This window comes from Blastochloris tepida, from assembly GCF_003966715.1.
Taxonomy (GTDB): domain Bacteria; phylum Pseudomonadota; class Alphaproteobacteria; order Rhizobiales; family Xanthobacteraceae; genus Blastochloris; species Blastochloris tepida.
The window spans coordinates 1,083,886-1,110,162 of record NZ_AP018907.1 but is presented as its reverse complement, the minus strand read 5'-3'; the positions used below and the strand labels follow the sequence as shown (position 1 = coordinate 1,110,162).

The window sequence follows — 26,277 nt, the reverse complement described above, 5'->3', positions numbered from 1 at the left end:
CTTGTTCAGCCGCCGGTTATGCTCATGTGTCGCTCCACCGCCGGCCGGACGTGCCGCCGGTCGATGACAAAATCATGGCCCCTCGGCTTTCCTGCGATTGCCGCGTCAATGGCGCGGTGAAGAGCCTCGTCGTTGCCCGAGGCGCGCAGCGGCGTGCGCAGGTCCGCTGCGTCCTCGCGGCCGAGGCACATGTACAGCGTGCCGGTGCAGGTGAGCCGCATGCGATTGCAGCTTTCGCAGAAATTATGGGTCATCGGCGTGATGAAGCCGAGCCGCCCGCCGGTCTCGGCAACCCGCACATAGCGCGCCGGGCCAGCGGTCTTGTAGTCGATGTCCGTGAGGGTGAAATGCTCAGCGAGCCGGTCGCGAACGACTGACAGCGGCAAGAATTGGTCGAGCCTGAGATCTCCCACTTCGCCGAGCGGCATCACCTCGATCAAAGAGAGGTCCATGCCCTCGCCGTGTGCCCAGCGGAGCAATTCGGGGATCTCGTCCTCGTTGACCCCCTTCAGCGCCACCGTATTGACCTTCACCGCCAGCCCGGCGGCCCTTGCAGCCTTGATGCCGCCCAGCACCGCGTCGACGTCGCCCCAGCGGGTGATCGCCTTGAACGTGTCGGGATTGCGGGAGTCGAGCGAGACGTTGATGCGCCGGACGCCGCAGTCCGCGAGGTCGGCGGCGAATTTGGTCAACAGCGAGCCGTTGGTGGTGAGCGTCAACTCACCAAGCGCGCCGCTTTCAAGATGGCGCGACAGTGCGCGCACCAGAGTCATGATACCGCGCCGCACCAAGGGCTCACCGCCGGTCAGCCGCAGCCGCCGCCCCCCCCGGCCGACGAACGCGCTGCATAGCCGGTCGAGTTCCTCCAGCGAGAGCAGGTCTCGCTTGGGCAGGAAACTCATGGTCTCGCTCATGCAGTAGACGCAGCGGACGTCGCAGCGGTCGGTCACCGAGACGCGCAAATACTGGATATGTCGTCCGAACGGATCGACCATCTGTGGCGATGCCGATCGTATGGAACCGCTCCCCACCTCAGGGGGGTGGTCGAGCCGCATGCGTGTTCCTCCCGTACCGATCTAACGCCGGCTGCTGGGGATCATCTTCATCTCGGAGGATAGAAACAAGCGAAACCTGCGGTGAGCCGGCGTCGGGTCAACTGAGGAAAATGAGCCCGACTGTCGCCGCACCAAACGCTTCGCCAACAAGATCAGACGAGCAAGAGAGGTGGTCCAGACAATCTGAACAGGTCCGATAGGTGGCATTTTCGCCTGTGAACAGCCAAGCTGGCTTGGCGAACAGGAGAGACGATGCCGAGACGACCGCGCCGGAACCACACCCCGGCTTTCAAGGCGAAAGTGGCGCTGGCCGCCATCAAGGGCGAGAAGACGCTCGCCGAGTTGGCTCAAGCGTTCGACGTCCCCCCCAACCAGATCACGGCCTGGAAGGCTCACCTTCTTCAAGGGGCTGCCGGGGTGTTCGGTCCTGACGGCAAAGCCGATCATCTCGCGCAGCACATCGGCGTCGGGGGTCTTCTCCACGAGCGCGCGAAGGTTCGCCATCTCGTCGGTCATCGGTGGGTCCTCAGGTCCAGGTTGGTGTTGCAACCCGATCCTACCGGAGGACGTCACCGGTGACCGCCACGCCGCCCGCCCGCTTCGGCGCCATGAAGGGCGCGCTCGCGGGCGGCTCCGCACCACCGCCGACCTACACCATCAACGGGGACACGACCCCGGACCGGCCGGGGCCTGCGGCCCCCGGCCATCTTCACATCCGACGGACCCAGGCACGTCCCGGCGCGGACCGTCGCCGCACGCCTCAAGGCGTGGCGGCGGACTTGAGCTTGGACAGCGCCCGGATCTTCACGCGCACGCTCGCCGGCTTCGCCGCGCCCTTGATCATTTCGCCGGTGGCCGGGTTGCGGACCAGCGTTCCCGCCCGGCGGGCCGGCACCTTGCGGAGGGTCACCTTGAAGAGGCCCGGCAAGGTGAACTCGCCCACGCCCTTGGGGTGAAGCGAGCCGAGCATAACGCTCTCCAACGTGGCGTAGACGGCTGCGGCGGTCTTGCGCGGCAGTTCGTTCTGTTCCGCGAGGAAATTGATCAGCGCCGCCTTCGTCATGGCCTCCTTGACCGGACGAATGGACGCGGCCTCCGGCTTGGCCCGCGTGCTCTTCGCCGCCGGCTTGCTGGTCTTGCGCGCCGCCGCCGGCTTCGTCGTCTTCGCCTTTGCCACCGAAGCTCTCCCTTGACCGAGGCATCAAACGGTTTCCGAATGATCCCTGCGGAACACCGGAAACGATCTCGCCGAGCCCCCCTTGTTCAGTAGCGGGATCTTCGGCGTTCGGACTACGGTTCCCAGCTTGATCAGCCGAAAACCGCAACAAGCGCCCGAATATCGAATCGAACGCGCGTCGGTGCTATCGGCGCTTTGACAAAAGCGCAACACATGAGCCCTGCATCGTCGCGAAAAACCCAACGATTCATGCGCAAGAACGCTTGCACCACAGCTCATGGGCAAGGATTCATGGGCAAGGATTCATGGGCGAGGATTTGCGGCCAAGGATTCATGGGCCGGATTCATGGACCGGATTCCTGGGCCGGTTTCATGGGCCGTTCGCCGAGTCGGAGCCCCCTGGCGCGTGCCGGTGGAGGATGTTCGCCCGCTCGCGGACCCGGCGCCGTTTCCGCTCCGGCGCATCCTTGGACCCGCCCATCGCCTGCGCGCATCGCCAGGGCGTCATCGGGATCGATGGCATCGCGCAGGCCGGCAGCGCGGACGCTCTTCCAGCGAATGAAATCCGACGCTTGGCACCCACGCGTCGGAAAAATTTCATCTACAGAATCAATAGTTTGTGGACCGACCTGCCCTGACATTTGCGGATGCAAATGTCAGGGTCGGACCACTAGCGGCACGGATGCGCTCGCTCCGGCCGGCAGGCGCGGCCGCCGATCTGAAGGTCGCTGACCGGCCCGTGCCGCAACGGGGACGGTCAGTCGGAGGGTGAATGCCCGGCCTCGCCCCCCGGCATCCCAAAGGCCGAGGTCTCCTCATCCTCGGCACGTCGAGGCGGCATTGCCGGCGTCAGTTGAGACTCTTCCGTGCCTCGCCGTTCGGCCGGTGCGCGTGGCTCTGTTCGAGCTCGAGCCGGGCCATGGAGAGGCAATAGCCGGCGACGCTGCTCACGCGGCGCGCCTCCTCCTCCAGATATTCGAGGATCTGCACGAGCGACATCGCGCTCAGATGCTCGAACGGCGGGCGACTCTCGCCCCCATCTTCCGCCATGTCCAATCTCCTCCCCGTGCATTTTCCGCAATAGCGGACGCCGGTACTGTGAAAGCGCCAAAGCGTAGCGTCGGCAAAACCATAGAAAACGCGGCTTGAAAAGCGTTCGACCATCCCATCAGGATCGACAGATGCTTCTACGTATCGAGATGTTGAACTGCTGGCGGTTGCGGACCACGCCGCGTCAGCACCGACCCTTCGATCCCGAAACACTGCCGCGTATTGGCCAGCACCTCGTCATCGACCGTGAACAGGAAGGCGTTGCACCATTCGCCTTCGATGCGCGTCGGCAGTCCCAACGGCTGGACTTTCCACCCCATTTCGAGAAAGCGTGGGGTCCACCACATCTCGCCCACCGCGCTGATCGCCGAAATTCCCTCCTCAAGCGCGAACTCGAATATTCCGCACAGCACCTCGCCCAGCGCCCGGCCGCCGGCCGCACTGTCGCTCCCGGTTTCGCGGCCGCGACAGTCCTTGGCGACAAAAATGCGCGTCCATTCGAACACGTCGGGGCGTCGCGGAACGCCACGCGGCGCCAGATAGGGGAACACCTCGCTCAGCAGGTGCGGCCGTGTCGATGGAATGAGGCGCGATCCGCCAAGCAGTTTTCCCTTGTCGATCGAAAGAAGATAGATCGCGTCAAGCGTGTCGAATTGATCGATCTCCAACGGCACAGGTCGGTCCAAAGCCAGCCACCGCCGGTCACGTACATAAATATCGTAGCGGACACGAAAATGTTCCGTCAGTTCCTTTTCGTAAAGATGCCTATTTCGGCTAGTAATGACATGGATCATCACAGCACTCCACCAATTTCGATTAGCGTAGCGCCGTGCACGTACTTTGTCGCCTGTAAGAAATTACAGGCGACTCTCGAAAATGCTTCAGCTATTGGTCGCTTGAATTGTCAGCCGATCGAAATTTCGCCCAGCGCAATAGCCCGTGCCACAGCATGAGTGCGCGAAACCGCCTCCAGCCGCCGCGCGGTTGTCGTAACATGATAGGTTACGGTCCGTTCGGAAATGCCGAGGATGCAGGAGGTTTCCCAAGCCGTCTTGCCGGCGGCGGTCCAGCGCAGAACCTCACGCTCACGATCACTGAGAAGCCGCCTCGCCAACGACTTCTGGCTGGCGTGCAGACGCATCGCGCGGGCATGCGCGTACATGCCGACAAGATGGATCATCCGCCGCACGTCCGGGCTCAATTCCGGTATGTCGCCGGCCACCGAGACACAGGCCTGCACGCTTCGGCTGGTAACGATCGGCACGACGAAGCCATCCCGCATGCCGACGCTTGCGGCCTCCGACATCACTTGCCGCGCTCGCGGCTGACGCTCCAGATCAACCGGCGCCTCGCTCCAGGCGAACGGATCGATGTGCGTGCGGCCGGCCTCGGCCACCGGATCGTCGCGGTAGAAGTCCTTGTCGATGTAGCGTTCGTGCCAGCCGGACGGCCAGCTGTTGATGAGGAAGAACGGCGTCGGGTCGGCGGGCGGATCGGGCAGCCCGGTGATCAGCACCACGCTGAAGCCGAACGGATCCAGGCACGACCGGAAGGTCTCGATCAGATCGCGCGGCCCGGACACCTGTTCCAGGCGCTCGACCGCAGTAAACGCCAGCCGGGCATGATCAACGACGGACGTCATCGAGCTCCCCCAATTGTGACGGGATTATTAAGCGGGCCACCGGCTGCGCGCCATTCGGGCATCGCCCTCGCATAGCATTTGGGACGCTGACCAACGGGTTTGGGACGCCAAGCTTCAATGGACATGGATGCAGCGTCAGCGCCGGAACATTCAAAGTCAATCATCAAGATCACGGACTGATCACAGCGCGAGCTTGACATTGATCATCGCGAATTGACCTTGAGGAATGAGGATATGGCTTGCCCGGCACATATGAAAGTCTTTCCCAAGACGACTCGTCATAGCCACTGCCAAGCGAATCTCCTGGCAGAAGATACCGCAACCCTTGGTTATTCGTCTACGCTGACGCTGCAATCTTCTGGTGCGAAGCGCGGTGGTCCCAACCCGGCGTCCCCGCCACCGTCTCAATCGACCGCACCGAACTGGCGGGCGAGGTTGAAGCCCGCCCAGGCGCTCGCCGCGCTCACCGCCGTGCCCCAGGCGATATCCACCACCGCAACCGCCGGCGGAAAGCCGCGCAGCGTCGCCAGATTGGTGAGGTCGTAGGTGGCGTAGGCGATGAGACCGAGCAGCGCGCCATAGACCAAGGCGGTGGAAGCCCGGCCGTCGGCGACGGCCGGCGCCAGCGCGAAGATGACGATGCCGGCGGCATAGAGCAGGTAGAAGGCCGCGGCCGGCAGCAAAGCCGGCCGGTCGAGCAGCAGCGGCCCGAGCTGCGACTGGTAGAAGCCGCGCGCCACCAGCCCGAGCCACAGAAGATCGAGCGACAGCATCACCGCGAACGTGCAGCCATAGAGAACCACCGCCTGCTTGATGGTCATGCCACCCTCCCCTGCCCGACCGGCAGAACCGTAACGGCGGAAGCCGCCGGCCGTTCCCGCGCCACCCGCACGGATTGCCGGCGGCCGGATGGTGGCGATGGCCGGCGACGGCATCGACACTGTATCGGCCTTGAGCCGTGGCGGTCTCGGCCTCGTCACCGGTGCGGGCACGGACGTGGCTGGGACAGCGCCACCCATCTTTACCGCATCGCCGGATGGCCGCGCGGCAAGGCTCGACCGGCGCGGAATCGCGGCGTAATGTGGCCTTGCGCTGAGCGGCGGATCGGGCTGTTGTCCGCAGCGGATTCGTTTGGTGGCCTGCCGCAGCGCGACGTTCTCAGCCGTTGTGGGTGGGGCACCGTGCGGAACGGCCCGGTGCGTGTGCCTGCAGGCCCGCGCAGCCGGCTGCACGGGCCGCGACAACGGATCTGTTCCACGCTCGGAGGCACCCGGCGAAGATGTCCGCGACGGACATCCGGCCGTGCCGCCCGGGCAGCCCTTTGCACGTTGCCCCCTTGGCGCGTTTTCCGCAAAAGTGGAAACCGGTTTTGCGATAGAAAACGTGACAAATCAGGAGTTTGGAGCTTCCGGCCCGGATTGCGGGCCGCTGAAGGCTCGAAAGCGCACAATCCCGGAGGCCCGATGAACGGCAGCAGAACACGACGCCCCCTCGACGCCCGCAGCGCGGCCGAGGCGGCCTTCAAGGCCATCACCAACAAGTCGCCTGCAGCCGCCGAGCCGCGCGCGATCGTCCGCACCGCGCCGCTGCCGGAGGCCAAGGAGCAGGTGTCGCTCCGCCTCGATCAGGCGGTGCTCGACCATTTCCGCGCCGGCGGCCCCGGCTGGCAGGACCGTATCAACGCCGCCCTGCGAAAAGCCGCGGGCAAATAGCCTTCACGAACGTGCCCACACCGGAGACCAAACATGGCCGATGACAACAAGAGCAATCGCGACGGAGCGGGCAAACCCGGACTCATGCAGTACGAACTCGACGCCCGCACCCTGCGCGAGAAGACCGAGCGGCTGAAGGCGCTGCGGCTGGCGCGCGCCGCGGCCGAGCCGGCCGCCGATTCGAAGCCCGTCCGGGTCCGCACAGCCGGCACCACCGCCGCCGCCACCAAGGGCGCCAAGCGCACGACCGCCAAGTCCGGCAAGGCGTCGAAGTCGTCCTCGAGCCTGTCGGACTGGCTGAAGGACCAGGAGGCGCTGGGCCGCAAGCCCTGACCACAAGGCCCTGACCGCATAAGGCCCTGACCGCTTCGAGCCCTGATCTCTCAGGGTGTTTCAGGCGCAGGCAGCATCTCGGCGGCGGCGATCCGAACGGAGCCACGCCAGACCGCCATCGCACGCCGGGGCAGGAATGCCCCCGTGCAGGGCTCCGGGGGTTGAAGAACGCAGCGATTTGTGGCGTTCATCCCGCAGACGGGCGCGCGGCATTGCCGTCCAGGCCCGCACATCATTTGTATACCTTAAGGCTGCAGAGTTGTTCGTCGCGGACCGTCGTCCGCGACGCTGCAAATCTCAGCTTGTCCTGATGCAATATTTGGTTGCAGAGCCGAACCGGCAAGACCGACCGGCATAACCGAACCGGCAAGACCGAAAAGGATCGCCATGCGCTCGAAGCTGCTTGCGTTTGTCGCCGCCGTCGTGGCCGTCGCCGGGCCGACGACGGCCAGCGCCACCTATGACGAACGTTATCCGCACACCTACTCCTATGAGCGGCGGGGCGGCGGCATCGGCTACGAGTCGTTCAACGCCTCGCCGATTCCGCGCCAGACGGTGCGCTATGACGGTCCCTACAAGCCGGGCACGGTGATCATCGACACCTCCGAGCGCCGCCTCTATCTGGTGCAGGACGGCGGCACCGCGCTGAGGTACGGCATCGGCGTCGGGCGCGAAGGCTTCCAGTGGTCGGGCGTCAAGACGATCTCGCGCAAGGCGGAATGGCCGGACTGGCGCCCGCCGTCGCAGATGCTGAAGCGCCGGCCCGACCTGCCGCGCTACATGCCGGGCGGCCCCGACAATCCGCTGGGCGCGCGGGCGATGTATCTCGGCTCCTCGCTCTACCGCATCCATGGCTCCAACGAGCCGGAGACGATCGGCCAGGCGGTGTCCTCGGGCTGCATCCGCATGACCAATGACGACGTGATCGACCTCTACAATCGCGTGCGCGTCGGCACCACCGTGGTCGTCCGGCGCTGAGGCGCCGGATTGCCGAGGGGGGAGGCAGCGCCATTGCCGTCCTTACGCCGCCGGCAGCGTCGGGATCTTCTCGATCTCGGCGCCAAGCTCCCTGCGGGCGACGTCGAGGTCGTAGGTCCGCTGCAGCGACAGCCACAATTCGGGGCCGTTGCCGCACAGCTTGCCCAGCCGCAGCGCCATGCCCGGCGTCACCGGCTGCCTCTCGGCGAGAATGTCGTAGAGGCTCTGGCGCGAAATGCCGAGCAGACGGGCGATCTCCGCCTTCGGGATCGCCAGCGCCGGAATGACATCCTCCCGCAGCAGCTCGCCGGGATGCATGGGCGGCAGACCAGCCGTCAGCTTCGCTGTCATCAGTGGTAGTCCTCCAGATCGACGTCGATCGCGTCCTCGCCGTCCCAGCCGAATGTGATGCGCCAGTTGCCGCTGGCATCGAGCGCGTAGCGGCCCTTCTCCCCGCCCTTGAGGGCATGAAAGCGCAGACCGGGGATATTCAGTTGCTCCGGCCGGTTCGCCGCATCCAGCGCCAGGAGAATGCGCCGAAGCCGTGCCGGATTCTGCACGCTCAACTTGGAGACGTCGCCGGTCGCGGCAAACCGCTCCAGCCCCTTGCTCCGGAATGAGCGGATCATGTTCGGCAGCGTAAGGCGATGCCTTACATGCGTCAAGTGATACGGTTTCCGGCCGATCAGGCCGGAGAACCGTATTCCGATCGCCGAAAAATCCCCTCCGGATCAAGGATTTTTCGGCGAGATCGTTTCCGGTATCCTGAAGGGATCAACCGGAAACCGTATGAGAGCTTACACTCCCCTCACCGCCACTCGGCCCAGCCCTCGCCGACCACGCAGACCCGATTCTGCGGCACGTTGAACCGGCACGCCTCGCTCGCGCTCATGCTGCCGAACAGCACCAGCAGCGCCCGCGTCACCCCGCCATGGCTCACCACCACGGCGTCGCCGCTGAGCGTCTCGCACCAGCGCTCCAGACGCTCGGCGAGGTCGACATAGCTCTCGCCGCCGGGCGGCGTGTGGGTCCAGGTGCTGCGGTCGCGGGCGGCGGCGCGGGCGGGATCGGCGGCGCGGATCTCGGGCCAAGTCAGCCCCTCCCAGCGCCCGAACGACAGCTCGGCGAGTCGCGCATCCACCGCATAGCCTTCCGGCGTCAGGCCGAGCGTTGCGCGCAGAAGCTCCATGGTCTCGCGCGCCCGCACCAGCGGGCTGGCGACGAACGCGACGGACGCGAGCGTGGCCGGCGGCACCACATCCGCAAGCCGGCGCGCCGATTCGGCGGCCTGCCGGCGTCCGGTGGGATTGAGCGGAATGTCGCGCCGCCCCTGCAGCCGGCCTTCGCGGTTCCAGTCGGTTTCGCCGTGGCGGATCAAATAGAGCATCGTCCGCGAGGGGCTGGTCACGCAGGCCAAGGGCCGCGCCAGCCCTTGTCCAGATCAATCCTTGGCCAGATCAGTCCTTGGCCAGGGTCAGGTCCGGCGCGTCGGGGTTCTTCATGCCGACGACATGGTAGCCGGCATCGACATGATGGATTTCGCCGGTGACGCCGCGCGACAAGTCCGACACCAGATACATCCCAACGTCGCCGACCTCCTCGATGGTGACGGTGCGGCGCAGCGGCGAGTTCAGCTCGTTCCACTTCAGGATATAGCGGAAGTCGCCGATGCCGGAGGCAGCGAGCGTCTTGATCGGCCCGGCCGAAACCGCGTTGACGCGGATGCCGTTGGGGCCGAGATCGGCGGCGAGGTAGCGCACCGAGGCCTCCAGCGCCGCCTTGGCCACGCCCATCACGTTGTAATGCGGCATCCACTTCTCGGCGCCGTAATAGGTCAGCGTCAGCATGGCGCCGCCGGGCTGCATCAGCTTCTCCGCCCGCTGGGCGATGGCGGTGAAGGAATAGCAGCTGATGAACAACGACTTGGAGAAATTGTCGGCCGAGGTCTCGATGTAGCGGCCCGTCAGCTCGTCCTTGTCCGAGAACGCGATGCAGTGGACCAGGAAATCGAGCCCGCCCCACACCCGCTTCACCTCCTCGAACACCTGATCGATGGTCGCCGGATCGGTGACGTCGCAATGGCCGACCACGGCCGCGCCGAGTTCGGCCGCCAGCGGCCGCACCCGCTTCTCCAGCGCCTCGCCCTGATAAGTGAACGCGAGTTCCGCCCCCTGCTCGTGGCAGGATTTGGCAATGCCCCAGGCGATCGACCGGTTGTTGGCGACCCCCATCACGAGGCCGCGCCGGCCCTTCATCACGCCCGAACCACCACTCATGTCAGCCTCCGCCGTAACCGCCTCCCTATGGCACGGCCGCTCGGGCGGCAGCAAGCCGCGATCGAGCAGGCAGCTCACCGGCAGTGGATAGACTTTCGTCCGCAGGCGCCTTCGATCGCCGATACGGATTCCGGCCCTGTGGGCCGGAGATCCGTATTCCGGTCGCCAAAGATCCCATTGTCGAACAAGGATTTTTGGCGAGTGTGTTTCCGGGTATCACGACGTGATCCCCCCCGGAAACCGCAATCACTGCGCCTGCGCGCGCCACTTGCGCATCAGGGCGTCGAGCTCCGGATCGGCGGCATCGGGCAGCGTGATCTTGAGCGTCACCAACAGGTCGCCGGCGCCGCCCGCGGGCTTGGGCAGGCCGCGGCCGCGCAGCCGCAGCGTCCGGCCGCTCGAACTCATCGGCGGCACGGTCAGCTCCACCGCGCCGTCCAGCGTGTCGACCCGCACCTTGCCGCCCAGCACCGCATCGGCGAGCGGCACCGCCGCCTCGGCGCGCAGATCGGCGCCGTCGGGCTTCAGCGTCGGGTGAGGCGCCACCTCGACCGTCACCAGCGCGTCGCCGGGCTGGCCCTGGCGCACCGGGCTGGGGTGGCCGAGGCCGCGCAGCCGCACCGTCTGGCCGGAGGTGATGCCGGCCGGGATCGTCACCTCGACCTCCTTGCCGGTCGGCAGCGAGACGCGCGTCTTGGCGCCCTTGGCCGCCTCCGCCATGGTCACCGTCACCGAGGCGGTGACGTCGTCGCCGCGGCCGGTGGCCTGTCCGAAGCCGCCCTGGAAGCCGCCCTGGGGGCCACCCTGCGGCCCGCCGCGTCCGCCGAAGGCGCCGAAGATATCGCCCAGTATGTCTTCCATCCCACCCGGCCCGGCGCCGCGGCCGGCGCGGCGGAATCCGTCGGGGCCGAAGGTGAACGACTCGAAGCCGGCGCCCGGCCCGCCGCCGAACCCGGCGTTGAACCCGCCCTGGCCGCGTCCGCCGGCACCGGGATAAGCGCCCTCGAAGCCGTGGAACCGCGGCTTGCCTTCGGCGTCGATCTCGCCGCGGTCGAACTGCTTGCGCTTGGTCTCGTCGCCGAGGATCTCGTAGGCGCTGTTGAGTTCGGCGAACTTGGTCGACGCGTTGGGGTCGCTCTTGTTGGCGTCCGGGTGCAGCTTCTTGGCGAGCTTGCGATACGCTTTCTTCAGCTCGTCGTGCGTCGCCTTGCGGCCGACGCCGAGCACGTCGTAAGGGTCGCGCATCCTTTGTCTTCTCCCGCGATCAATTGCCGAAGCTCCCGGCGTCCGTTCAGGCCCGCCGAGGCTCCGCCTCGCTCACCCTGAAGGTGGGGACTGATGCGCCAGGATACAACGGTTTGCGCCCGGCTGCGGCATCCCGCTGCGACGTGCGTCGTTCAGGTCTTGACGGCCAGCGGTCGCACCGCCTGCACCTTCCAGCCATGCTTGCCGTTTAGGCAGGCCTCGCCCTGGTGCCATGTCTCATTGTCGCCGAACACACGCGACAGCAGGAAGGTCCGGCAGGTCTTTCCCGTCGCCGAGGCCACCGCGGCCGACAACGGCGTGATGCTGCCGCGCGCGCCGGTGACCGGGTTGTCCCACATCACGGACGCGCCGGCGTCGGTGCGGCTCATCGCCTGGCTCAGCGCGCCGCGAGCGGCCCGCCAGTCCATGTCGGGCACCGGCGTCACCGCCGGCGGCGCCTTCACCGAGCCGGTGACGGTCGCCTCGTCCTTGTCGTCGCCGAACAGCCCGCCCATCGGAATGGAAATGGCCGCGCAGCCGGACAGCAGCAGCCCGAGTCCCACAGCCATCGCGGCGGCGCCGAGGCGCCGGCATGAACGCGCGGTTTTCTCATCCCGCCGCGCTCGACTATAAAGCCGCGCCGGCTCGTACGCACCGCTGGCAACCACGAATCGCTTCACTCCGCACACGCGAGACCGGTGCAAATGGAAACGCCATCCTGGTTAACGACTGGTGATTTCACCGGGGCCGAAGAGCCGTTTCGCCTGTTCCAGGCGTGGCTTACCGATGCGGAAGCGAGCGAGCCGAACGACCCCACCGCCATGGCGCTGGCCACCGTCGATGCCGACGGTCTGCCCAATGTGCGCATGGTGCTGCTGAAGGGCGTCGATGACCGCGGCTTCGTATTCTACACCAACACCGAGAGCCAGAAGGGCCGCGAGCTGGAAGGCCAGCCCAAGGCCGCCGTGGTGTTCCACTGGAAGAGCCTGCACCGGCAGGTGCGCGTGCGCGGGCCGGTGGAGCGGGTGAGCGACGCCGAGGCCGACGCCTATTTCGCCTCGCGCCCGCGCGGCTCGCGCATCGGCGCCTGGGCGTCGGCGCAGTCGCGGCCGCTGGAGAGCCGGCTGGCGCTGGAGAAGTCGGTGGCCGCCTACACCGCCCGCTACGCCATCGGCGAGGTGCCGCGTCCGCCGCACTGGACCGGCTATCGAATCCTGCCGGTGTCGATAGAATTCTGGCATGATCGGCCCTTCCGCCTTCACGATCGCCTCCAGTTCCGCCGGCTGGCCGATGGAAGCTGGCAGAAGAGCCGTCTCTATCCCTAGTATTTGATATTGCCGCTGCGTGATCCTGCCCGATCGCCAGCCTGCCGGAGCGTCCGATGAGTTTCTCCCAGTCCAACCAGCCGGGCCGCACGCTCCTGCTCACCGGCGCCTCGCGGGGTATCGGCCACGCCACGGTGAAGCGCTTCGGCGCCGCCGGCTGGCGCGTCATCACCTGCTCGCGCCACCCCTTCCCGGAGGAGTGCCCGTGGGCGATGGGGCCGGAGGACCACATCCAGGTCGATCTCGGCGATCCCGACGACACCCAGCGGGCGATCGACGAGATCCGCGCCCGCCTGCCGGCCGGCGAGCTGCACGCGCTGGTCAACAATGCCGCGATCTCGCCCAAGGGCGCGGGCGGCGCGCGGCTCGGCACCATGGACTCGGCGCTCGACATGTGGCGGGGCGTGTTCCAGGTGAACTTCTTCGCGCCGATCATGCTGGCGCGCGGCCTCGTCGAGGAGCTGAAGGCCGGCCAGGGCGCGGTGGTCAACGTCACCTCGATCGCCGGCTCGCGCGTCCACCCCTTTGCCGGCGCGGCCTACGCCACCTCCAAGGCCGCGCTCGCGGCACTGACCCGCGAGATGGCCGCCGATTTCGGCCCGCTCGGCGTGCGCGTCAACGCCATCGCGCCGGGCGAGATCGACACCTCGATCCTGTCGCCCGGCACCGAGAAGATCGTCGAGGAGCAGATCCCGATGCAGCGGCTCGGCACGCCCGACGAAGTGGCCAAGATCATCTATGTGCTGTGCACCGAATGGTCGTCCTACGTGAACGGCGCCGAGATCATGATCAATGGCGGCCAGCACGTATAGTTTGGATTCGGCAAGCCAGACTGCCCTCTCGTTGGCCTGCGTTTAAGTCGTGGATGGCCGGGACAAGCCCGGCCATGACGATATTGCAACAGCGTTCCTTTTCCTGAAATACTCGAACGTCTGAAATACCCAATCGCCAACATCTGGCCTCGTCATGGCCGGGCTTGTCCCGGCCATCCACGACTTCCATTTTCTGAATTCAATCAGATCAGAGATTCGTACAAATCGTCCCAGTCCGGGTTCACGGCGTGGATCAGGCGAACCTTCCAGGCCCTGGGCCAATGCTTGATGTTCTTCTCGCGCTGGATCGCGTCCGGCAGCGTGGCGAACTCCTCGAAATAGACCAGCCGGTGCAGGTCATAACGAGCTGTGAAGCTCGCAACGACATGCGTCTTGTGCTGCCAGACCCGACGGATCAGGTCGCCGGTCACGCCGACATAGAGCGTGCCGTTCGGACGGTTGGAGAGGATATAGACCCAGCCCGCCATCCGAACGCACCTCGTCCTGTGCTCACCCCTCCCCGGGAAATGCGAAGGTCGCCCAGTCCGGCTTGACCGGCTTCAGGTGCACGCCGCCGCAGACCAGCGGCAGGTTGGCGGTGAGCGCGTCGGTAACACGGTCGAGCCGCAGCAGCGCCAGTCCCCGCCCCTCCACCGCCGAGCCCATGGTGCCGACCGTCTTGTCGCCCGCCAGCACCGGCAGGCCGGCCTCGGGGAGAAAGCCGCCATCGGTCGCCACCACCGGCACAACCCGGGTGCGCGCCGTGCCGCGGTGCTGCATGCGCGACACCACCTCCTGGCCGATGAAGCAGCCCTTCCTGAAGTCGATGCCGGCGAGCTGGTCCATGTCCGCCTCGTGCGGAAAGGTCTCGCTCAGCACGTAATCGAGGCCCGGCTCGGGAACCCCGAGCGCGATGCGGTGGAGGTGATAGGCGCGCTCGTCCGCCAGCGTGGCGCCGGCCGCGATAAGCGCATCCTCGGCGCCCTCGCGGTCGATCACCGCCCGGAAGCCGAGCGCCGGCAGGCGCGGGTCGGCAACCGCATGCGCCAGCGTGCCCGGCGCCCCCTCGCCCCACAGCGCCGCCACCACCGCCTCGCCGCCGACCTCGGCGATCGTCACCTTGGCCCGCAGCCGGTAGAAGCCGAGCTTGGCGACGAGTTCGTCGACCTGCGAGCGCGCGACATCGAGCAGGAAGCCGCCGCCCTCCTCGGCCGCAATCTCGGTGATGAACGCCTCGGCCACCATCTTGCCCTGCGGCGTCAGCAGCGCCGCGTGGCAGGCCCGCTGCGGCGACACCCCCGCAAGGCTGTTGGTCAGGAGCCGGTCGAGAAAGCTGCGCGCCTCGTCGCCGCCGACGGCGACCACGGCACGGTTGGTGAGGATGGTGGCGAACATCGGCTCCTCCCATCGGGCTTCAAGCTGTTGTTTTATTGCATTTTTTCGCAGGACCGCAATGCCGTCCCGCGGGCCGCGCGCTACTCGCCGGCAACCCCTACTCGCCGGCAACGAAGAAGTGCCACACCCCGTCCGGCGCGATGCCGACGCGATAGAAGGCGTAGGCGCCGAACTCCACCATGTCGCGATAGTCCGAGCCGGTGACAATGCGGAACAGCTCGACCAGCTGCTCGGGGTCGAGATTGCGGATCGGATAGCGCGCGAAATACGGCCAGATGAACATTTCCTGCGGCGTGCCCTGGTCGACATGGACGAAGGGCGCCTCCATCACGTCGAGCAGGATGCCGAGCACCTCCACCCCCTTCGAATCGGGAAAGGACGCCTGCCACAGGGCGATGGGATCGCGGTCGTTGCCGAAGGTGAAGATCGGCATCAGCTCGTTCGACTGCATCACCGTGGCCAGCTTCTCCAGGCTGCCGCTCCTCGCCGCCTCCAGGATGCGCGCCCGCATGCGCGCCACCGGCTCGGGCAGGCGGGACAGATCGGTGATCACTTCCGGCGGGGCGGACTCGCCGCCCTTGGCATCGCCCGGCCGTACTGCGTGAGCGCCGCCGGCCGGCGCCTGCGACCGCGCCCCGCTGCCGCCGGAGGGCGCCGCAGCGTTACCGGGCGCCGTAACCTGAGGCGTAACCTGGATGGTCTCGGTGCGCACCTTGTTCTGGGCCAAGGCCAAACTCTGCGGCAAAACACTCCCGGCCGCCAGCGCCGCGCCCGCGGCAAGCAGCACGGACAGCACACGGAACCGGCGAATCAGGGAGGCGGTGCAGACTCGGATCATGCGCGCTGGTTAGCGCACCGGCGTGGCGCCAGCGAGGCATTCGTGCGCGAATCCTCACGCCCCAACGCCATACCCGACCGGACAACAAGGCAAACGGGCGGACACTGACGCGCCGGCCTGAGCGGCCGGCCCGATCACTGCTGGACGCGATACACCGTGTATTCGCCCGCGCGCACCCGCGCCGCGAGGCCTTCGGCGAAACTGGCGGCGGGCTGCTCGCCATAGACCGCGACAAGTTCCTGGAACGCCAGGAAGATCGCGGCCTGGGCGAGGCAATCGGGATCGAGCCCGTCCAGCGTCGCCTCGTCCCATGCCTCGCCAAGATAGTTAAGTGCCGCCCGGCGTTGCTCGGCATCGGCGACGGCCTCAGCCGCATGGGATACGCTTTCAGGACGTTCGGACACGACAGAACTTCTCCGCAGCCCCCTCGGGCAGGACGGTGCACACGCTAGCACGTCCCGCGCGTCCGTCGCGCCGATCCTGAAGAAATTATTAATAAATCTAATCGGGAAGGTTAACGCTAACCGCCGTATTCTACCGCTCAGTTGCCGTAGCGGGCGACGATCTCGTGGGCGAGCTTGGAGCCCTCGGCCAGATAGCGCTGGACGGCGAGATTGGCGGCCGGGGTGCAGGTGCGGTAGGAGCGCTCGAACGCGACATAGCCGTTGTTGAAGCCGCGCGTCAGCTTCTCCTTGCGGTCCTCGGCCGGGGCTTCCGCCTCGATCAGCGCCTGCATCTCGTTGCGCCAGCGCTGCCCCTCCGGCGCCCCGCACAGCGGCCGCAGATAATGCAGCGCGCCCATGATCTCGGCGATGCGCATCAGGTCGCCCTCATAGGGCGGCGGCACCGAGGCCGGCATGGCCGGCTTGGCTTCCTCGCCGCTGCCGGGCGGCCGCGCCGCCGCAGCCCCGGCCGCGCCGCCGGTGCCACTGCGGCCGGTCGATGGGGCCGACGAGGATTTGCGCGACGACGGCGGACGCTCCTGAAGATCCATCGGGGGCGGTGGCGGGCGCCGCGGCGCAAACAGATCGAAGAAGAACCAGCCGCGCTGCGGCGGCGGCGGCCCGTACCGGTTGGCCATGCCGCCGGGCGGGCGCGGCTGCGCCTCGGCGGCCGAAACCGCGACGAGGGAGAGAAGAAGGATCAGGAAGCGCCGCATCGCTCACCTATGCCTCGCACCGCGCCCCGCGACAAGGGATCCCGCGATGCGGGACCGGTTCCGCGATGATCGTGCCATGACCGGCGGCGCGCAATTGCCGCGGGTCCGTCAGCAAAGGCCGGATTTGCGGCAACCCGGCGGCGGCAGATTGCCCCTGCCGGCCGGAAACCATCGCGGACCCGCCCTCACTTGCGCTCGCGCGACAGGCCCTTGGCGGCAAGCTCGGCCAGATAGCGCTGCCAGCGCTCGCCATGCTGCTCGCCGAGCTCGGCCAGGAAGCCCCAGGCATAGATCCCGGTGGCATGCCCGTCGTCGAACACCAGCCGCACCGCATAATTGCCGATCGGCTGAACTTCGGCGATCGCCACGTCGATCTTGCCGGCAACGGTCCTGCGCTCGCTCGGCGCGTGGCCCTGCACCTCGGCCGAGGGACTCTCGACGCGCAGATATTCGGCGCCGAGGACGAAGGTCCGGCCGTCGTCGAAGCTGACCGTCAGGTTGCGGCGGTCCCGGCTCAGGCGCAGCTCGACCGGCCAGACCTGCGCTTCATGTGGCATACGGGGCTCGTCAGACATCGGGCTTTCCCTCCCGCCGCCGGGTCCGGCCCGGCGGCCGTGCATTTTCGCCGCGGGCAAGTGCCGCGGACAATTTCACTTGTCTTTCACTTGTCTGTATCGCCCCGGATGAGGATGATCTCAAGCGGCCGGCGCGCACGACAGGTGCGGACCAAGACCGGCGGGGGAGGACAAGGGATGCGGCTCGACGTCCCGCCCGGGGCGGAGATGGGTGCGGCGCGGCCGGCCACGGTGCCGATGGTCGATTCATTCGGCCGCCATATCCATTACCTGCGCGTGTCGGTGACCGACCGCTGCGACTTCCGCTGCATCTACTGCATGAGCGAGACCATGTCGTTCCTGCCCCGGCAGGATCTGCTCTCGCTGGAGGAGCTCGACCGGCTGTGCAGCGCCTTCGTCGTCAAGGGCGTGCGGCGGCTGCGCCTGACCGGCGGCGAGCCGCTGGTGCGGCGCGACGTGATGACGCTGATCGCGTCGCTGTCGCGCCATCTCGTCACCGGCGCGCTGGAGGAGCTGACGCTCACCACCAACGGCTCGCGGCTCGCCACATTCGCGGCCGCCCTCGCCGGCAGCGGCGTCCGGCGGGTCAATGTCTCGCTCGACACCCGCAACCCCGACACCTTCCGCGCCATCACCCGCGGGGGCGGCCTCGAGACCGTGCAGGCCGGCATCAAAGCGGCCCGCGCCGCCGGCCTCAAGGTCAAGATCAACACCGTCGCCCTCAAGGGTATCAATGACGGCGAGATCGAAGAGCTGATCCGCTGGGCGCACGGCGAGGGCATGGACCTCACGCTGATCGAGGTGATGCCGCTCGGCGAAGTGGCCGGCGACCGTCTCGACCAGTATCTCCCGCTCTCGCTGGTGCGCGCCCGGCTCGCCCAGCGCTTCACCCTCACCGACATCGCCCACCGCACCGGCGGCCCCGCCCGCTACGTGCAGGTGGCCGAGACCGGCGGCCGGCTCGGCTTCATCACGCCGCTGAGCCACAATTTCTGCGAAAGCTGCAACCGCGTGCGCGTCACCTGCACCGGAACGCTGTTCCTGTGCCTGGGCCAGGAGGACGCCGCCGACCTCAGGGCACCGCTGCGCGCCTCGGCCGGCGACGACCTGCTCCACGCGGCGATCGACGCGGCGATCGCAAAAAAGCCCAAGGGCCACGACTTCGTCATCGACCGCCAGCGGTCCGAGCCTGCGCTCGGCCGCCACATGAGCGTCACCGGCGGCTGAGGAAACGAGGGAAACCCGATGAGAGCCGAGATCGCCGCCCTGTGCGGAGCGCTTGCCGTTCTGTTCGCCAGCCCCGTGGCGGCGCAGCCGCCGGCCGAGCAGTGGATCACCTACCGCAACCCGCGCTTCGGCACGACCGCCGAGGTGCCGCGCCATCTCGTGCCGAAGCAGATGCCCGACCCGGCGAACGGCGACGGCCGCACCTGGACCAGCGCGGACGGACACGCCACGATGTCGGTGTTCGGCGGCTTCAACGCGCTCGAACTGACGCCCGCGCGCTATGTCGAGGACATCCACGCCGAGCGCCTTGCCCACGCCAGCTACAAGCGCATCACCGATACGTGGTTCGTCATCTCCGGCACGCAGGACGGCGTCGTCTTCTATGACCGCTGCAACTTCACCCGCGATCTGCGCGTGCAGCATTGCATCGCGCTGAGCTATCCCGAAAGCGAAGCCCCGCTCTGGGATGCGGCGGTGGCCCGCATCAGCAAATCACTGCGCATCGGCCGCGGACTCGACGGCTGACCGCCCCCTGCCCCACCGCCGCCGGCCAAAACGATTTGACGCTGGCCGGCATGGCGCTTAGAGCATGCAATGCGGAAGCGGCAACCGGTTCTGCGTAAGCGAATGCGATAACTCAGGAAATTCGAGCGTCTGCCTGCATTCTCGGCATTGGTGGGCGCTCGTGTGGTCCGCGGCCGGCCGAGGTTCCGGCCACATGCGGCCGGCAGAGGACGAAGCTCATGAAGCTGCTGCTCGGATTCAGCCGCGCGGTCGACGCCATGAACCGCACGATCGGCCGTGCGGCAGCTTGGCTGATCCTGGCGGCCATCCTGATTTCGGCCGGCAACGCCATCATGCGCAAGCTGTTCGACATGTCCTCGAACGCCTGGCTTGAGCTGCAATGGCAGTTGTTCGGCGCGGTGTTCCTGCTGTGCGCCGCCTGGGCGCTGCTCACCAACGAGCACATCCGCATCGACATCGTCAGCAACGCGCTGCCCAAGCGGGTGCGCGACGGCATCGACGTGTTCGGGCACGTGGTGTTCCTGTTGCCGTTCACGCTGGTGATGATTGTCACCTCGGTGCCGTTCTTCCTCGCCTCCTTCCGGGTGGACGAGCAATCGATGAATGCCGGCGGCCTTCCGGTGTGGCCGGCGAAATTCCTGGTGGTGGCGGGGTTCGTGCTGCTGTTCCTGCAGGCGCTGTCCGAACTGGTCAAGCGCATCGCCATCATGGCCGGCACCATTCCCGATCCGCTCCTCGGCGGCGAGGCGCCGGCCGCCATCGCGGCGCTCGACCGTTCCGCCCTCGGGCCGCCGGATCCGTCGCCTGAGGATCCCGCCCGGCGGGATCGGCCGGCCTCCAACAACCCGTCCTCGCTCTAAGCCTCGTTCCGGTGCCCCATGGCTCTGCTGCGCACGATCCGGGTGACGCTTCTACTGGCGATGTTCGCCATGGTGGCGCTCTATTTCGTCATGCCCGCGAAGGCGGCCATTCCAACCGACATGGCCGGTTTCCTGTCGCACAACATGGCGCCGATCATGTTCGCGGCGCTGGTGGTGTTCCTGCTGCTCGGCTACCCGGTCGCGTTCGCGCTCGCCGCCAACGGCCTGCTGTTCGGCCTTGTGGGCATCGATCTCGGCCTGTTCCGGCCCGACTTCCTGCAGGCGCTGCCCGAGCGCGTCTTCGGCACGATGAACAACGACGTGCTGCTGGCGATCCCGTTCTTCACCTTCATGGGGCTGGTGCTGGAACGCTCGGGCATGGCCGAGGATCTGCTCGACACCATCGGCCAGCTGTTCGGGCCGGTGCGCGGCGGCCTCGCCTATGCGGTGATCTTCGTCGGCGCCCTGCTCGCCGCCACCACCGGCGTGGTCGCGGCGTCGGTCATCTCGATGGGGCTGATCTCGCTGCCGATCATGCTGCGCTACGGCTATGACCGGCGGCTGGCCTCGGGCGTCATCGCCGCCTCGGGCACGCTGGCCCAGATCATCCCGCCCTCGCTGGTGCTGATCGTGATGGCCGACCAGCTCCAGCGCCCGGTCGGCGACATGTACGAGGGCGCGTTCATCCCCGGCCTGGTGCTGGCGGGCCTCTACGCATCGTGGGTGTTCATCGTCTCGATGGTCAAGCCGGAGGCGGCGCCCGGCCTGCCGCCCGAAGCCCAGACGCTGCGCGATGCCGACGGCAAGACCCGCCGGCTGTCGCTGCTGGTGGTAACGGTGATCTCCACCGTCGGCGCCATCGTGCTGATGCGCACGTTCAGCAACGTCAAAGCGGGCGCCGACTATGTGGTGCTCACCCTGTCGGTCACCATGATCATCGGCTTCGTCATCGCGCTCGCCAACCGCCTGCTGCGGCTGAACCTGCTGTCGCGGCTCGCCGAGGAGGTGGTGTTCGTGATGGTGCCGCCGCTGGCGCTGATCTTCCTGGTGCTCGGCACCATCTTCATCGGCGTCGCCACGCCGACCGAGGGCGGCGCGATGGGCGCCACCGGCGCGCTGCTGCTCGCCGCCATCAAGGGCCGGCTCAATTTGAGGCTGATACGGCAGGCGACCGAGTCCACGGCCAAGCTGTCCGCCTTCGCCATGTTCATCCTGCTCGGCGCGCGGGTGTTCTCGCTCACCTTCTACGGCGTCGACGGCCACCGCTGGGTCGAGGAGCTCCTAACCTCGCTGCCGGGCGGCGAGACCGGCTTCCTGGTGTTCATCAACATCCTGATCTTCGTCCTCGCCTTCTTCCTCGACTATTTCGAGCTGGCCTTCATCATCATCCCGCTGATCGGGCCGGCGGCCGACAAGCTCGGAATCGACCTCGTGTGGCTCGGCGTGATGCTGGCAATCAACATGCAGACCAGCTTCATGCACCCGCCCTTCGGCTTCGCGCTGTTCTTCCTCAGATCGGTGGCGCCGAAGGACAGCTACCTCGACCGCATCACCGGCAAGCGCATGGCCGGCATCACCACCGCCCAGATCTATTGGGGCGCGGTGCCGTTCGTCGTCATCCAGCTCATCATGGTGGCGATGGTGATCCTGTTCCCCGGCATGGTGATGCACTACAAGTCGGCGGTGCCGAAGGTCGACCCCTCGACCATCCAGATCGACATCCCGATGCCGCCCGGCGGCGACCTGCCGCCGCCAAGCCTGCACTTCCAGGATCTGCCGCCGGACCTGATGCCGCCCGCGAACCTCATGCCGCCGCAGGATCTCGCGCCACCGCAGGATCTCGCGCCGCCATCCGATCTTGCGCCGCCCTCGAATCCCGCGCCGCCCGCCGACCTCGCCCCGCCTCCGGATTCTGTACCGCCGCTGGATCAGGTCCCGCCGGCACCGGAGGGGCGGGCCCCGGACGGACAGGCGCCTGCCTCGGAAGAGACGGCGCCATCGGCTCCGGTCGGCGGCGAGCCGGCGCGGCAGCAGTAGGCACCGCAGCAATAGGCACCACAGTCTCTGCGCCACGGCCTCGCGCCATCACGGCCGGGCATTGCGGCCCGTCCGCGCGCATCGTGTGGTCAGCAGGCCTTGCATCGAGCGGATCGAAAACCGTTGTGACCGCACGCGGTGACGGATGGCGGCGCCGTGGGACCTAAACAGAAAGTGAACGGGCCACCCCACCCCAACGGCCCCGGCGTCGAGGCGTTTTCATCCCCGGCGGGTCGGTTCTTCCGGTGGAAAACCGAGACGGTTTCCGGTCGATCCCTTCGGGACACCGGAAACCATATGAGCCGGCGCGATCAGGTCAAAGCGCGGGCGATCCAGTAGGTGGCGCCGGCCGCCACATAGGCCAACACCATCAGATAGCCGAACTGGAACGCCGTCCAGCCGCGCGAATTGGTCTCGCGCCGCGACACCGCCAGCGTCGAGAAGCACATCGGCGCATAGATGTACCAGGCGAGGAAGGCCAGCGAGGTCGGCATCGACCACGCATTGCGCAGCGTATCCACCAGCCCTTCGGCCACCGTGGTGTCGGAGCCGGACAGCGCATAGACGGTGCCGAGCGCACCCACCGCCACCTCGCGCGCCGCCATGCCCGGCACCAGCGCGATGCAGATCTCCCAGTTGAAGCCGATCGGCGCGAACACATAGGACAGCGCGTGGCCGATCGAGGCGGCGAAGCTGTAATAGATCGCCGGCTGGGTGGCGCCCTCCGGCGGCGCGGGGAAGCTCGCCAGCGCCCACAGCACCACCGAAGCGGCAAGGATGGTGGTGCCGGCGCGCACCAGGAACGCCTTGGCCCGCGACAGCAGGCCGAGCACGAGGTCGCGCACCGCCGGAAGCTGGTATTTCGGCAGCTCCATCAGGAACGGCTGCGCCCGCCCGCGCGTCACCGTCAGCCGCAGCACCGCGGCCATCACCAGCGCATTGACGACGCCGGCGAGATAAAGCCCGAACAGAACAATTCCCTGCAGGCCGATGCCCCAGCCGATCGGATCGTTGGGGATCACCGCGGCGATGATCAGCGTGTAGATCGGCAGCCGCGCCGAGCAGGTCATCAGCGGCGCGATCAGGATGGTGGTCAGCCGGTCGCGCGGATTGTCGATCACCCGTGTCGCCATGATGCCGGGGATGGCGCAGGCGAAGCTGGACAGCAGCGGCAGGAAGGCGCGGCCATTGAGGCCGACCGATCCCATCAGCCGGTCCATGATGAAGGCGGCGCGCGCCATGTAGCCGGTCTGTTCCAGCACCAGGATGAAGAAGAACAGGATCAGGATCTGCGGCAGGAAGACGATGACGCTGCCCACCCCGGCGATGGCGCCGTCGGCAAGCAGGCTGCTCAGCCGGCCCTCGGGCAGATGCGTGCGTACCGTCTCGGCGAGCCACGAGACGCCGTCGTCGATCCAGCCCATCGGTGCCTCGGCCCAGGCGAACACCGCCTGGAACACCACGAACACCAGCGCCATGAGAAACAGCGGCCCGAACACCGGATTGAGCAGCACCGCATCGAGATGGCGGGTGATGCGGCTCGCCGCGCCTTCGGCGATCACCACCTTGCCGGCGATCTCACGCGCCCGGCGCTGCAGCGCGCGCAGCCCGGCGGCATCGAGCGGCTTGTAGTCCTCGGACGAGGCCGCGCGGCGCGCCATCTTGTCCAGCACGCCGGGCAGGCGGCGGCGCAGTTCCTCCAGCCCGCCGCGGCGCACCGCGACGGTCGGGATCACCGGCACGCCAAGCTCCTGCGACAGGCGTTCGATGTCGATGCGGGTGCCGTTGCGCTCGGCGAGATCGACCATGTTGAGCGCCACCACGAACGGAATGCCGAGGCGCTGCACGTCCAGCACCAGCCGCAGATGCAGCCGCAGATTGGTGGCATCAATGACGCAGATCAGCGCGTTGGGCGGCGCCTCGTCGGCGCGCCGGCCGAGCAGCACGTCGCGGGTGATCTCCTGGTCGCGGCTTGCCGCATCCAGGCTGTAGGTGCCGGGCAGATCGACGATGTGGAAGCGGGTGCCGTCGTCCAGCGTCACGCTGCCCCAGCGCCGCTCGACGGTGGCGCCGGCATAGTTGGCGACCTTCTGCCGGCTGCCGGTGAGGCCATTGAACAGCGCGCTCTTGCCGCAATTGGGAACGCCGGCGAGCGCGATACGCGGTAGGTGGGGCATGAGTTGGGTGAGGTCAGGCTTCGAGCGGGGTGACGACGATCAGCCCGGCCTCGCGGCGACGGATCGCGATCATCTGCCGATCCACGCGCACGCCCAGCGGATCGCCGAGCAGGCCGCGATGCATCACCACCACAGTCTTGCCTTCCTCGAAACCGATCTCCAACAGCCGCCGCTCGGACTCATGGTCGTCGTGGCAGGGCGAGATGCGGTTGATCAGGGCGCTTCGGCCCTTCGGAAGATCGGCTAGCGTGAGGGCTGGCTCCGACATGACATCCTCGGTCATCAGCGGACTGCAATTCTTTCGCGCCTTTACGGGAGCGGTGTCAAGCAATCAAACGCACCTCATCATCATTCTAAATTTGGTCTGTTTAGATCGATTATAGACTGCGCGGCATGGCGATCGGGCTTCGCGGCCTCCCCGATCGAGACCCAAGCGCGGCGCCCAGGCTCGGTACCAAGGCTCGGCACCCAGTCTTGGCACCCAGTCTTGGCGGCCCAACCGATCTCGGCTAGCAAGCGCCAGGAGCCCCGCTGATGTCTGATGAAACGCCTGCCCGCCCTGCACCGCGCGTGGGGCTCGTCTCTCTCGGCTGCCCCAAGGCGCTGGTGGATTCCGAGCGCATCCTGTCGCGGCTGCGCGCCGAAGGGTACGAATTCTCGCGCAAGTACCAGGGCGCCGACGTCGTCATCGTCAACACCTGCGGCTTCCTCGATTCCGCCAAGGCGGAGTCGCTTGCCGCCATCGGCGAGGCGATGGCCGAGAATGGCCGGGTGATCGTCACCGGCTGCATGGGCGCCGAGCCCGACGCGATCCTCGCGCGGTTCCCCAACGTGCTGGCGGTCACCGGGCCGCAGCAGTACGAGCAGGTGGTGGCAGCCGTGCATCAGGCGGCGGCGCCTGCGCACGATCCCTTCCTCGATCTCGTGCCGCCGCAGGGCATCCGCCTCACGCCCCGCCATTATGCCTACCTGAAGATTTCCGAGGGCTGCAGCAACCGCTGCAGCTTCTGCATCATCCCGCATCTGCGCGGCGACCTCGTGTCACGTCCGGCTGCCGAGGTGCTGCGCGAGGCCGAGCAGCTGGTGAAGGCCGGCGTCAAGGAACTGCTGGTCATCAGCCAGGACACCTCGGCCTATGGGCTCGACCTGAAATACGCCCCCTCCCCGTTCCACGACCGCGAGGTGCGGGCGAAGTTCCTCGACCTCGCCCGCGAGCTGGGTTCGCTCGGCGCGTGGGTGCGGCTGCACTATGTCTATCCCTACCCGCACGTCGACGAGGTGATCGCGCTGATGGCGGAGGGCAAGGTGCTGCCCTATCTCGACATCCCGTTCCAGCACGCGGCGCCCAATGTGCTGAAGGCGATGAAGCGCCCGGCGGCGCAGGAGAAGACGCTGGAGCGCATCAAACGCTGGCGCGAGATCTGCCCAAACCTCGCCATCCGGTCGAGCTTCATCGTCGGCTTCCCCGGCGAGAGCGAGGACGATTTCGCGTTCCTGCTCGACTGGCTGAAGGCCGCCGAGCTTGATCGGGTCGGCTGCTTCAAGTTCGAGCCGGTGGCGGGGGCGGCCGCCAACGCTTTGCCCGATCAGGTGCCGGACGAGGTCAAGGCGCAGCGCCACCGGCGGCTGATGGAAACCCAGCAGGCGATCTCGGCGAAGCTGCTCAAACGCAAGGTCGGCAGCCGGCAGAAGGTGATCATCGATGCCGTCACCGCGACCGGCGCCACCGGCCGCTCGGCCGCCGACGCGCCGGAGATCGACGGCACCGTGCATGTCGCCGCGCGCCGGCCGCTCAAGGTCGGGGAGATCGTGACGGTGAAGATCGAGCGCGCCGACGCCTACGACCTGCACGGCAGCGTCGTCGGGTATTGAAGATCAT

Annotated in this window: 30 protein-coding genes and 1 pseudogene; 11 read left to right on the top strand and 20 right to left on the bottom strand. The window is 67.3% G+C overall.

The window, feature by feature from the left end:
- Positions 1-5: 5 nt before the first annotated feature.
- On the bottom strand, positions 6-1,055 hold the full coding sequence (moaA, locus tag BLTE_RS05025) for a GTP 3',8-cyclase MoaA (protein ID WP_126398182.1): 1,050 nt from the start codon (positions 1,053-1,055) through the stop codon (positions 6-8).
- Between the two features lie 252 nt (positions 1,056-1,307).
- On the opposite strand from moaA (BLTE_RS05025), the pseudogene BLTE_RS05020 reads away from it, so the two are divergent.
- Positions 1,308-1,490: pseudogene (locus tag BLTE_RS05020) on the top strand (transposase); the annotation flags it as partial.
- A 325-nt stretch (positions 1,491-1,815) separates the two neighbouring features.
- Here BLTE_RS05020 and BLTE_RS05015 read toward each other — a convergent pair.
- The 5 genes from BLTE_RS05015 to BLTE_RS04995 all read right to left on the bottom strand — a co-directional run bounded on the left by BLTE_RS05015 (position 1,816) and on the right by BLTE_RS04995 (position 5,745).
- Entirely contained in the window at positions 1,816-2,232 is a 417-nt protein-coding gene (locus BLTE_RS05015) for an HU family DNA-binding protein (RefSeq protein ID WP_126398180.1), read from the bottom strand.
- A gap of 849 nt (positions 2,233-3,081) precedes the next feature.
- On the bottom strand, positions 3,082-3,282 hold the full coding sequence (locus tag BLTE_RS05010) for a hypothetical protein (RefSeq protein WP_126398178.1): 201 nt from the start codon (positions 3,280-3,282) through the stop codon (positions 3,082-3,084).
- A 137-nt stretch (positions 3,283-3,419) separates the two neighbouring features.
- Entirely contained in the window at positions 3,420-4,076 is a 657-nt protein-coding gene (locus BLTE_RS05005) for an acyl-homoserine-lactone synthase (protein ID WP_126398176.1), read from the bottom strand.
- A gap of 110 nt (positions 4,077-4,186) precedes the next feature.
- On the bottom strand, positions 4,187-4,924 hold the full coding sequence (locus BLTE_RS05000; RefSeq protein WP_126398174.1) for a LuxR family transcriptional regulator: 738 nt from the start codon (positions 4,922-4,924) through the stop codon (positions 4,187-4,189).
- Between the two features lie 404 nt (positions 4,925-5,328).
- Positions 5,329-5,745 (bottom strand): DUF2177 family protein, encoded by a 417-nt coding sequence (locus BLTE_RS04995; protein ID WP_126398171.1) that lies wholly within the window; start codon positions 5,743-5,745, stop codon positions 5,329-5,331.
- Between the two features lie 642 nt (positions 5,746-6,387).
- Here BLTE_RS04995 and BLTE_RS04990 point away from each other — a divergent pair.
- The 3 genes from BLTE_RS04990 (at position 6,388) to BLTE_RS04980 (ending at position 7,947) form a co-directional block, all read left to right on the top strand.
- Entirely contained in the window at positions 6,388-6,636 is a 249-nt protein-coding gene (locus tag BLTE_RS04990) for a BrnA antitoxin family protein (RefSeq protein WP_126398169.1), read from the top strand.
- Positions 6,637-6,669: 33 nt separating this feature from the next.
- Positions 6,670-6,969, top strand: coding sequence for a hypothetical protein (locus BLTE_RS04985; protein ID WP_126398167.1), 300 nt, complete (start codon positions 6,670-6,672; stop codon positions 6,967-6,969).
- A 387-nt stretch (positions 6,970-7,356) separates the two neighbouring features.
- Positions 7,357-7,947 carry a L,D-transpeptidase gene (locus tag BLTE_RS04980; protein ID WP_126398165.1) on the top strand — a complete coding sequence of 197 codons (591 nt, stop codon included), beginning with the start codon at positions 7,357-7,359 and terminating at the stop codon, positions 7,945-7,947.
- A 42-nt stretch (positions 7,948-7,989) separates the two neighbouring features.
- Here the strand turns inward: BLTE_RS04980 and BLTE_RS04975 are convergent, their stop codons facing one another.
- The 6 genes from BLTE_RS04975 to BLTE_RS04950 form a co-directional block, all read right to left on the bottom strand.
- The gene (locus BLTE_RS04975; RefSeq protein ID WP_126398164.1) at positions 7,990-8,298 is read right to left on the bottom strand and encodes a HigA family addiction module antitoxin; all 309 of its coding nucleotides are present in this window, start codon (positions 8,296-8,298) and stop codon (positions 7,990-7,992) included.
- Positions 8,298-8,576 carry a type II toxin-antitoxin system RelE/ParE family toxin gene (locus BLTE_RS04970; RefSeq protein WP_126398162.1) on the bottom strand — a complete coding sequence of 93 codons (279 nt, stop codon included), beginning with the start codon at positions 8,574-8,576 and terminating at the stop codon, positions 8,298-8,300. The genes BLTE_RS04975 and BLTE_RS04970 overlap by 1 nt, the downstream gene beginning before the upstream one ends.
- A 179-nt stretch (positions 8,577-8,755) precedes the next feature.
- Entirely contained in the window at positions 8,756-9,355 is a 600-nt protein-coding gene (locus BLTE_RS04965) for a histidine phosphatase family protein (RefSeq protein WP_244600185.1), read from the bottom strand.
- Between the two features lie 49 nt (positions 9,356-9,404).
- On the bottom strand, positions 9,405-10,223 hold the full coding sequence (gene fabI, locus BLTE_RS04960; RefSeq protein WP_174769514.1) for an enoyl-ACP reductase FabI: 819 nt from the start codon (positions 10,221-10,223) through the stop codon (positions 9,405-9,407).
- Between the two features lie 246 nt (positions 10,224-10,469).
- On the bottom strand, positions 10,470-11,468 hold the full coding sequence (locus tag BLTE_RS04955; RefSeq protein WP_126398160.1) for a DnaJ C-terminal domain-containing protein: 999 nt from the start codon (positions 11,466-11,468) through the stop codon (positions 10,470-10,472).
- A 152-nt stretch (positions 11,469-11,620) separates the two neighbouring features.
- On the bottom strand, positions 11,621-12,037 hold the full coding sequence (locus BLTE_RS04950) for an RT0821/Lpp0805 family surface protein (protein ID WP_126398158.1): 417 nt from the start codon (positions 12,035-12,037) through the stop codon (positions 11,621-11,623).
- Between the two features lie 135 nt (positions 12,038-12,172).
- Here BLTE_RS04950 and pdxH point away from each other — a divergent pair, with 135 nt between their 5' ends.
- Complete coding sequence (pdxH, locus tag BLTE_RS04945; RefSeq protein ID WP_126398156.1) at positions 12,173-12,793, top strand: pyridoxamine 5'-phosphate oxidase; 621 nt, start codon at positions 12,173-12,175, stop codon at positions 12,791-12,793.
- A 56-nt stretch (positions 12,794-12,849) separates the two neighbouring features.
- Positions 12,850-13,605, top strand: a complete 756-nt coding sequence (locus tag BLTE_RS04940) for an SDR family NAD(P)-dependent oxidoreductase (protein ID WP_126398154.1) — start codon at positions 12,850-12,852, stop codon at positions 13,603-13,605.
- A gap of 203 nt (positions 13,606-13,808) precedes the next feature.
- Here BLTE_RS04940 and BLTE_RS04935 read toward each other — a convergent pair whose 3' ends face one another.
- The 6 genes from BLTE_RS04935 to BLTE_RS04910 all read right to left on the bottom strand — a co-directional run bounded on the left by BLTE_RS04935 (position 13,809) and on the right by BLTE_RS04910 (position 17,572).
- On the bottom strand, positions 13,809-14,093 hold the full coding sequence (locus BLTE_RS04935) for a GIY-YIG nuclease family protein (protein ID WP_126398152.1): 285 nt from the start codon (positions 14,091-14,093) through the stop codon (positions 13,809-13,811).
- Positions 14,094-14,115: 22 nt separating this feature from the next.
- Complete coding sequence (gene ygfZ / locus BLTE_RS04930) at positions 14,116-15,000, bottom strand: CAF17-like 4Fe-4S cluster assembly/insertion protein YgfZ (RefSeq protein ID WP_126398150.1); 885 nt, start codon at positions 14,998-15,000, stop codon at positions 14,116-14,118.
- 97 nt (positions 15,001-15,097) lie between these two features.
- Positions 15,098-15,727: a hypothetical protein gene (locus tag BLTE_RS04925; protein WP_197723269.1), complete on the bottom strand. Its 630-nt coding sequence runs from the start codon at positions 15,725-15,727 to the stop codon at positions 15,098-15,100.
- A gap of 245 nt (positions 15,728-15,972) precedes the next feature.
- Complete coding sequence (locus BLTE_RS04920; protein WP_126398148.1) at positions 15,973-16,242, bottom strand: hypothetical protein; 270 nt, start codon at positions 16,240-16,242, stop codon at positions 15,973-15,975.
- A gap of 137 nt (positions 16,243-16,379) precedes the next feature.
- Positions 16,380-16,997 (bottom strand): TIGR02301 family protein, encoded by a 618-nt coding sequence (locus BLTE_RS04915; protein ID WP_244600119.1) that lies wholly within the window; start codon positions 16,995-16,997, stop codon positions 16,380-16,382.
- Positions 16,998-17,182: 185 nt separating this feature from the next.
- Positions 17,183-17,572: a gamma-butyrobetaine hydroxylase family protein gene (locus BLTE_RS04910; protein WP_244600118.1), complete on the bottom strand. Its 390-nt coding sequence runs from the start codon at positions 17,570-17,572 to the stop codon at positions 17,183-17,185.
- 207 nt (positions 17,573-17,779) lie between these two features.
- Here BLTE_RS04910 and moaA (BLTE_RS04905) point away from each other — a divergent pair, with 207 nt between their 5' ends.
- The 4 genes from moaA (BLTE_RS04905) (at position 17,780) to BLTE_RS04890 (ending at position 22,221) form a co-directional block, all read left to right on the top strand.
- Positions 17,780-18,799, top strand: a complete 1,020-nt coding sequence (moaA, locus tag BLTE_RS04905) for a GTP 3',8-cyclase MoaA (protein WP_126402052.1) — start codon at positions 17,780-17,782, stop codon at positions 18,797-18,799.
- An 18-nt stretch (positions 18,800-18,817) separates the two neighbouring features.
- The gene (locus tag BLTE_RS04900) at positions 18,818-19,324 is read left to right on the top strand and encodes a hypothetical protein (protein ID WP_126398146.1); all 507 of its coding nucleotides are present in this window, start codon (positions 18,818-18,820) and stop codon (positions 19,322-19,324) included.
- A 218-nt stretch (positions 19,325-19,542) separates the two neighbouring features.
- Positions 19,543-20,184, top strand: coding sequence for a TRAP transporter small permease subunit (locus tag BLTE_RS04895; protein ID WP_126398144.1), 642 nt, complete (start codon positions 19,543-19,545; stop codon positions 20,182-20,184).
- A gap of 120 nt (positions 20,185-20,304) precedes the next feature.
- A complete protein-coding gene (locus BLTE_RS04890; protein ID WP_126402051.1) occupies positions 20,305-22,221 on the top strand; it encodes a TRAP transporter large permease in 1,917 nt (638 codons plus the stop codon).
- Between the two features lie 311 nt (positions 22,222-22,532).
- Here the strand turns inward: BLTE_RS04890 and feoB are convergent, their stop codons facing one another.
- On the bottom strand, positions 22,533-24,398 hold the full coding sequence (feoB, locus tag BLTE_RS04885) for a ferrous iron transporter B (protein WP_126398142.1): 1,866 nt from the start codon (positions 24,396-24,398) through the stop codon (positions 22,533-22,535).
- Between the two features lie 13 nt (positions 24,399-24,411).
- Positions 24,412-24,681: a FeoA family protein gene (locus tag BLTE_RS04880; protein WP_126398140.1), complete on the bottom strand. Its 270-nt coding sequence runs from the start codon at positions 24,679-24,681 to the stop codon at positions 24,412-24,414.
- A 251-nt stretch (positions 24,682-24,932) separates the two neighbouring features.
- On the opposite strand from BLTE_RS04880, the gene rimO reads away from it, so the two are divergent.
- Positions 24,933-26,270 carry a 30S ribosomal protein S12 methylthiotransferase RimO gene (rimO, locus tag BLTE_RS04875; RefSeq protein WP_126398138.1) on the top strand — a complete coding sequence of 446 codons (1,338 nt, stop codon included), beginning with the start codon at positions 24,933-24,935 and terminating at the stop codon, positions 26,268-26,270.
- Positions 26,271-26,277 lie beyond the last annotated feature (7 nt).